Annotated in this window: 5 protein-coding genes; 3 read left to right on the top strand and 2 right to left on the bottom strand. The window is 55.9% G+C overall.

Annotated elements, in window-relative coordinates:
- Positions 1–1,720: hybrid sensor histidine kinase/response regulator (locus A3754_RS13200; RefSeq protein ID WP_304439835.1), on the bottom strand; the 1,720-nt coding region annotated here is incomplete at its 3' end.
- Between the two features lie 95 nt (positions 1,721–1,815).
- Here A3754_RS13200 and A3754_RS13195 point away from each other — a divergent pair.
- On the top strand, positions 1,816–3,228 hold the full coding sequence (locus tag A3754_RS13195; protein ID WP_063520063.1) for an alkaline phosphatase D family protein: 1,413 nt from the start codon (positions 1,816–1,818) through the stop codon (positions 3,226–3,228).
- 280 nt (positions 3,229–3,508) lie between these two features.
- Positions 3,509–3,823 (top strand): DUF2288 domain-containing protein, encoded by a 315-nt coding sequence (locus A3754_RS13190; protein ID WP_063518554.1) that lies wholly within the window; start codon positions 3,509–3,511, stop codon positions 3,821–3,823.
- Between the two features lie 135 nt (positions 3,824–3,958).
- On the opposite strand, the gene A3754_RS13185 is transcribed toward A3754_RS13190, so the two are convergent.
- Positions 3,959–4,972: an AraC family transcriptional regulator gene (locus tag A3754_RS13185; RefSeq protein WP_063520062.1), complete on the bottom strand. Its 1,014-nt coding sequence runs from the start codon at positions 4,970–4,972 to the stop codon at positions 3,959–3,961.
- 252 nt (positions 4,973–5,224) lie between these two features.
- Between A3754_RS13185 and A3754_RS13180 the strand changes: the two genes are divergently transcribed.
- On the top strand, positions 5,225–6,760 hold the full coding sequence (locus A3754_RS13180) for a parallel beta-helix domain-containing protein (protein ID WP_063520061.1): 1,536 nt from the start codon (positions 5,225–5,227) through the stop codon (positions 6,758–6,760).
- Positions 6,761–6,806 lie beyond the last annotated feature (46 nt).

Raw genomic sequence — 6,806 nt, 5'->3', positions numbered from 1 at the left:
CCGGTTGCTTCAGGTTTACATGCAGGGCGACGTGACCACGCTCGGTAAATTTGAAGGCATTGCTGAGCAGGTTGGTAATGATTTGCTTGAGGCGGATCGGATCGGTCTTGATGCGCTCTGGCACCCGACTGTCGATATGAATGTACAGCGGCAGGGATTTTTCGCTGGAGCGTAGTGCAAACAGGCGCACGCAATCATCGACGATGTTTTCCAGCGCGATGGGCTGGTAATCCAGCTCCAGCTTGCCGGACTCGATTTTCGAGTAATCGAGAATATCGTTAATCACGGTCAGCAAAGACTGCGTGGACTGATAAATGGTGCCCACATATTGCGCCTGCTGGTGGGTCATGCTGGTACGGCGCAGCAGGTCGGTCATGCCCATGATGCCGTTCATGGGCGTGCGGATTTCATGGCTCATGGTGGCCAGGAATTCACTTTTGGCGTGATTTCTGGCGCCAGCCTTGAACGCTTCCATTTCCGCGATGGCGCGGTCACGCACTGAATCGGAATGGGCTTCTTTCAAGCGATTGATGCGCCGGGCCAGCGCCAGGGAAAGCAGTACGACTTCGAGAAAAACACCAATTTGAACCAGGTTTTCGGTCAGCGCATTGCGTGGAACAAAACCGTATTTATTCAGTGCCATGGCCGCTGCGCCAACAATAAAGCAGGACCAGGCGATGGTGAAAATTCGCGCATCCGGGTCGCCGCTACGGGCACGGATCAGCCCGACGAAGAAGATACTGAAATCCATCAGCAAAATGGCGCTGACGGAAATCGGAATCAGGAAGGTGCGGCTGGTAAAGGGGGCCGCGAGGAAGAGCACGGTGCCAATGCCCACCAGTAGTTGTAACCACATGGCAAGGCGCGGTGCTTTTTCCCGTAGGGATAGAAAGTGCAGGGTAAACAGTGGCGGCAGCAGCACAATCAGTGGCAGCAAGTAATGAATCATGTACTGGCTGACCAGGATGGAATGCGGCCACAGATAACGGTGGGCATAGCCGTGCAACACTGCCATGAACAGGGTGACGACGGCGGACCAGCACACATACAGCAAGTACACTTTTTCGCGAATGGAAAAGAACAGCGACAGGTTGTAGAGAATCATCACCAGCATGCCGCCGAAGAAAACTCCCTGCACCAGGCTTTGTGTTTGCACCGAGGCGTTGTAACTCTCCTGTGTCCGCAATTCCAGCGGCAGCTGGATGCTGTGCGCAGAGGCAACCTTGAGGAAAATGTCGTTGTCGGTGCCTGTGGGTAGCGTCAGCGGGAATGCGGGCGTCGGGGCTGTGCCCGGGCGTACTGAAAAATCCCGGTCCATACCGGCCTGGAAATGAGCAATGAGGGTGCCGCCGGCATCCACCTGGTAGACATCCACTTCACCGAGCATGGCGTAGTCGATTTGCAGCTGCCAGTCAGCATGAAGTCGATTAAGATTGCGAACTGAGAAACGGAACCAGCAATGATCAGTGATAAAGCCTAGATTCGGAGTGCTGGCACCGGACGGTTGCCAGGGCAGGTCGGTGCGTTGAAGAATGGCATTAATGTCAGGCGACTGATCCGCAGGCGTGCAGAAGGTGTACAGGCCCTGATAGGGGTGAATGTGTTCCTGCTGTTCGCCGATGATTTGGGTGTCCGGCCCTTTGGCTGAAGCCAGGGAAGACAGGCAAATCGAAGCAAAAGCGACGAATAAAAGCAGAGCGGCTTTCGAGTCCTTGAGCAAAGTGTCTTTATCCTGAATAGACGGGGTGACATCACCTCTATTCAGTGATGCTAGCAGCGTGAGCCGGGGGGCTCAATGCAGGGGGAGAATAACAGATGACAGGGATAGTGAACCGCTTTGCGGTGGGGCCGATTACGGGTGAGTCCGGTGTGAACCATGTGCGCCTGTTCGGTGCATTGCCGAAAGGGGAGCTGGGCGCGGGCGACAAGTTTATGTGGGGGCGAGTTCGCTGGCGCAAAGAGGGGGAAGACAGCTGGTCTGAGCCTCGTAAATTTCGCCTCAACGGGAACTTCGATGGCTCCGGGGTGGTGGTGGTTAATGGGCTTGAACCCGGTACCCGCTACCAGTATCAGGCGGGCTGGGTGCGCGCGGAGCAGGATGAGACGCCGCTGGACTGGCACGCCATTGAGAGCGGCTGTTTTTCCACCGATCAGCCCACGGCTGATCAGACAACCTTCTTGTTTGGTTCCTGTTGTTACCGGTTTGTGGGGCTCGATGGCATTATCCAGGATGATCGCGCCGACAAGATTTTTGCGGAAATGTCGGTGCAGGCAGAGCAGCACAATCCGGATTTTGTCCTGTTCGGGGGGGATCAGGTCTATGCCGATTCCATGTACAGCATTGGCGCGGCGACGACCCGGGATGATTTCGATTCCCTTTATCGGGCCAGTTTTTCCCAGAAGCACTTGGCCAAATTGCTGAGGCAAACCAACAGCTACATGATCCTGGATGATCATGAAATCGAGAATAACTGGCCAGCCAAGGCCGACGCCGAGTTATGGACGAACAAGTATCCGGCAGCGATCAAGGCGTACCAGATCTACCAGGCGTCCCATTCCCCGGCGGCGCCATTAAATGAAGCCGGTACCTATCTGGATCGCGACCCGGATAAATTCTGGTATACCTTTTCCCGTGGGCCGGCGGACTTTTTTGTAATGGATGTGCGTACCGAGCGGGTACTGAGCCGCTGGCCCTGGCAGCGCAAAATGATCAGCGAGGTGCAGGAGCAGGCCTTTGTCCAATGGCTGGACCGGGATCCCGAGCGCATCAAGGTGCTGGTGACCTCCGTAGTAATGTTCCCCGAGCAGAGGCGTCCGTTCCGTGGCAAAGATGCCTGGGAAGGCTTCCGCCATCAGCGTCAGCGGCTATTGGCAGCCATGGCGAAGAGTGCCAGCCAGAAACTGGTGGTGCTCAGCGGGGATGTGCATGCCTCTCTGTATGCAAGCTTGACACTCAATGGTGGCAAGAAGGTACACAGCTGGACGTGCTCCGGGTTGTTCTGGCCCACCGCGCTATTCGCGTTTCGTTGGTACCGGCCGATGATCCGGGTGCCAGGCTTGCTCTACAGCGGTTGGGGCCGGCCGTTAGGGCAGGTTAGCGTGCCGGGGGAAGTGTTCAGTGATAATGCCTTTTCGGTGGTGTCGTTCGATGAAAAGGGCGCTCAGTTCGCGCTGTTCGACCGTCGTAATCGGGCCGTGCCGGAGGCAAGCCGAACCATTGAATGGTGATACCGGCGTGAGGGGGCCTGATTTTGTATCTCGGGTATGGCGAAAGGCTTACATGACTTGGCGCTTTTCTCGCCTTACCTCTCGCGGGAGGTTTACCTAAAGTAGATCTCGCAAGGACGCAATGGAACACGGATGTTCGATTTCGACCCGGTACAGCTTACGCCCGCCAACCCCAAATGGCGGGCGTTTCTTTTTCTGTCTCTTGCCCCTGTCCCCGTTTCCCCTTTGATTGCCCGTAGCAGAACACCGATAATGCCTCGCTTCACAGTAGGAGTCGGTCATGTCTGAGCAAGCGGAACAGCGGGAAATCCTCAAAGCCAAACTCAACCAGGAAACCGCCAAGGCCAGCTGGCAAGAACTACAGCCGTTCTTTGCCCGTGGCCAGACGGTCTACGTGGCGCCGGAACTGGATTTGATCGAGGTGGCGCTGGCGTTTTCAGAAGATGAGGCCGAGATGATTGCCCTGTGGCGCGATAAAGCCCAGGTCGACAAGGTCACCGATGAGCAGGCTGCGGCGTGGTTTGCAGCAGATAAAGGCTTGTGGACAGTGGTGCTGCCGCCCTGGGTATTGGTGCAGCCGGAAACGGTACAGTAATCCGGCGGCCAATCACGGTTTCGGAGCGCGACAGAGTTGCCCATCGAATAGACGGGCGTAGCGCTCCTTACCCTGGATACCGTCCTCTTCTACCTTTTCTCTTCTTTCCCGCTTCTTCGTATCGTGCCCTGCGGCTTATGCGCTGGGTGTAGAGTTCTTATGCCGTGCCCGGTATTCACCGGGAGGTAATCCCAGCCAGCGTTTGAAGGCCTTGTTGAACGAAGAGGGGTCTTCATAGCCAAGCTGGTGAGCAATCTCGGCAAAACCGGCTTCACTGTAGCGGACCAGCTGTTCAGCCAATTCTGCGCGGACTTGATCGAGCAGATCCCGGAACCGGGTATGGTGTGCGTTCAGGCGTCGCTGAAGGTTGCGCACGCTCATGTTCAGGCTGCTGGCCAGTTGTTGCTGGTCATAATGGCCTTCTTCAAGCTGAAATCGCAGCCGTTCACGTATCAGGTCAATCAGGTGATGATCACGCAGTGAGTTAAGCGTCCGGTCACACTGGATCAGCGCCTGCTGGAAACGCTCATCGTCGTGGTTCGGATTGGGGCTATCCAGCACCGTGGCGGGAAACAACACCTGGTCGTACTGGCAGCCGCCAGTGACAGGCGCTTTCAATAACGCACTGAACAACTCCGTATGGGGGCTGCTTTCCTGCAGGTGCACTTTCACATCATTACTTGCCTGTACACCCAGCACCACATCAGCCAGACGCAAAAAACCACTGAGTACGGCATGGGTCTGCATGGCGTGAATCGGCATTTCGCCATTGGCAGCACAGCGAACGGCCACGTATTTGTCTTGAACATGCACGGTCACTTGCTGGGCTTCAGTCAGCAGGGGCCAGTATTGTTCCAGGACTTTCAGTGCTTGCCAGCCGTCCCGGTAATAATGCAGGGCGTCGCCTAGGGGGGCGATATCAGGAAGGAGGATCTGTTGGCCGATGCGAATGCCCATGGCCGGATCACCGAGTTTTTTTTCCGCCTGTTCGAAAAGGCGCTGTATAGCGGATGCGTCCAGGCGTTCATCATTCTCTGTCAGCAGGGAGGCGGGCAGGCTGGCGCTGGTCAATAATTCAAGCAGATCCAGGCCTTGTCTCTGCCAGTAGCGCAGGTCGCTCTGCAACATGGAAATGTGTTTGCTGAACATGAGTTGCCTCTAATATTTTATTCTTATGTCGTTGTTTTAAAACGGCATTGGTTTCTGGCGACACATTCCCTGTTTGGCTGGCGTCTGGCGCCATATGTTGCTCTCTCTCTCCCTCGTAAGGTAGCCAATTCGTACGATAGTACATCGCTCTGTGCGTAATAACGCACCAATTTGCGATAAACGTGGCGCGAAAACCTTCCATATGGTGACTTGCGTCACACTTTGGTCCTGATGTTCGGGAGAGAGATAATAATGAATGTAGATAAGAATAAATTCGTAGAAATGCCGGCGGTTCGTCTGCTGGCGCCGTTGGCCCTGGCCGTATCACTGGCCGCCTGTGGCGGCGGTGGCAGCAGCAGTGGTGGTGGCGCTACCGGTGGTGGCGAGAACCCGGTGGGGTATCAGTTCCCGCAGGATATGCCAGCCGATGTACCGCAGCAGGAAATCGCCTGCGGTGGTGAAGACGCCATCGAGCTGGATGCCAATAACATTACCGACAGCGCCAAGATTGCTTTCCTGGATGCCCAGGACGGTGACGTCATCGTCTTCCCGGAAGGGCGCTTTGACCTGAACGATACGCTGACGCTGGATGGCGAACTGGGCGGGGCACGCATTGCTGATATCACGATTTGTGGCCAGGGCATGGACAAGACCATTCTGGACTTCAGCAATTCCGTGGGTGATGACGGCCTGTTTATTACCAACATCAATGATGTGGAAGTCTACGGCCTGGCCGTGGTGGAAGCGGCCAACAATGCCATCAAGTTCCAGCATGCTGATGGTGTGCGTATCAATTATACCGCGACGGTATGGCAGGGGGAGCCGGACAAGGGCAACGGTGCTTACGGGCTGTATCCGGTAGAAAGCAGCAATGTGCTGGTGGAAAACAGCTACGTGCGCGGCTCAGCGGACGCCGGTGTCTATGTGGGTCAGTCACAGAACATTGTTGTGCGCAACAACGTGGCCGAATACAACGTGGCGGGGATCGAAATCGAGAACTCCACCGGTGCGGACATGTACAACAATATCGCCCGTTTCAATACCGGTGGTTTGCTGGTATTTGATCTGCCCATCGGTAATGGCACCTATGGTTCTGGCGTGCGGGTCTTCGGTAACACCGTGATCGAAAACAACACCAAGAACTTTGCCAATAGCAGCAGCAACCCGGGTGGTGTTCATATCGTACCGCCGGGCACCGGTGTGATCGTTCTGTCCACTGACGATGTGGAGATTTTCGATAACGAGATTGCCGATCACGATACCCTGGCGGTGGCGGTGACCAGCTTCTTTATCGCCGATGAAAATGCGGCAGGTCCCGATTATCAGACCATCATCGAAGACGGTTGGCTGCCGATTGTGCGCAATATCCATGTGCACGATAACGCCATCACCAATGCCGGTGCAGCGCCAAATGGGGCGTTGATTCAGGAGATGATTCAGTTGTTTACCCTGACCCCTGAACTGCAGTGGCCTGGCATTCTGTATGACGGTGCCGGCGAGCAGTTGGCGAATACCGGTGCTCTGATGCCATTGGGCGTTGGTCCCTATGAAGATGCCCAAAAGGTGTGTTTCCAGAATAACGGCGATACCTTGATCGGTTACCCCTACGACCCGGCTACCGCTGCCACCATGGCCGGACCGACGCTGAGCCCGGCAGTGGGCATGGATCTGCTGGATTGCAGCCAGCCCGCGCTGCCGGCGGCCACCTTGACCTTCAAGGGTGAGCAGTTTGGTTGTGGCGTGGATGACACCACCAGCGAGCACTGCAAGCCGGCCCCTGTTCTCTAACCTTTGTTTATCTTTTCTACCTGTCTGATTTCGGGGCGGCTTGTCG

This window comes from Alcanivorax sp. HI0083 (genome assembly GCF_001635175.1).
Note: the sequence above shows the minus strand (reverse complement) of the source record. Positions and strands in the feature narration are given on the sequence as shown.

Coding starts and splice junctions, on each gene's coding strand:
- A3754_RS13195 (WP_063520063.1), top strand. CDS start 1,816: ATGACAGGGATAGTGAACCGCTTTGCGGTGGGGCCGATTACGGGTGAG.
- A3754_RS13190 (WP_063518554.1), top strand. CDS start 3,509: ATGTCTGAGCAAGCGGAACAGCGGGAAATCCTCAAAGCCAAACTCAAC.
- A3754_RS13185 (WP_063520062.1), bottom strand. CDS start 4,972: ATGTTCAGCAAACACATTTCCATGTTGCAGAGCGACCTGCGCTACTGG.
- A3754_RS13180 (WP_063520061.1), top strand. CDS start 5,225: ATGAATGTAGATAAGAATAAATTCGTAGAAATGCCGGCGGTTCGTCTG.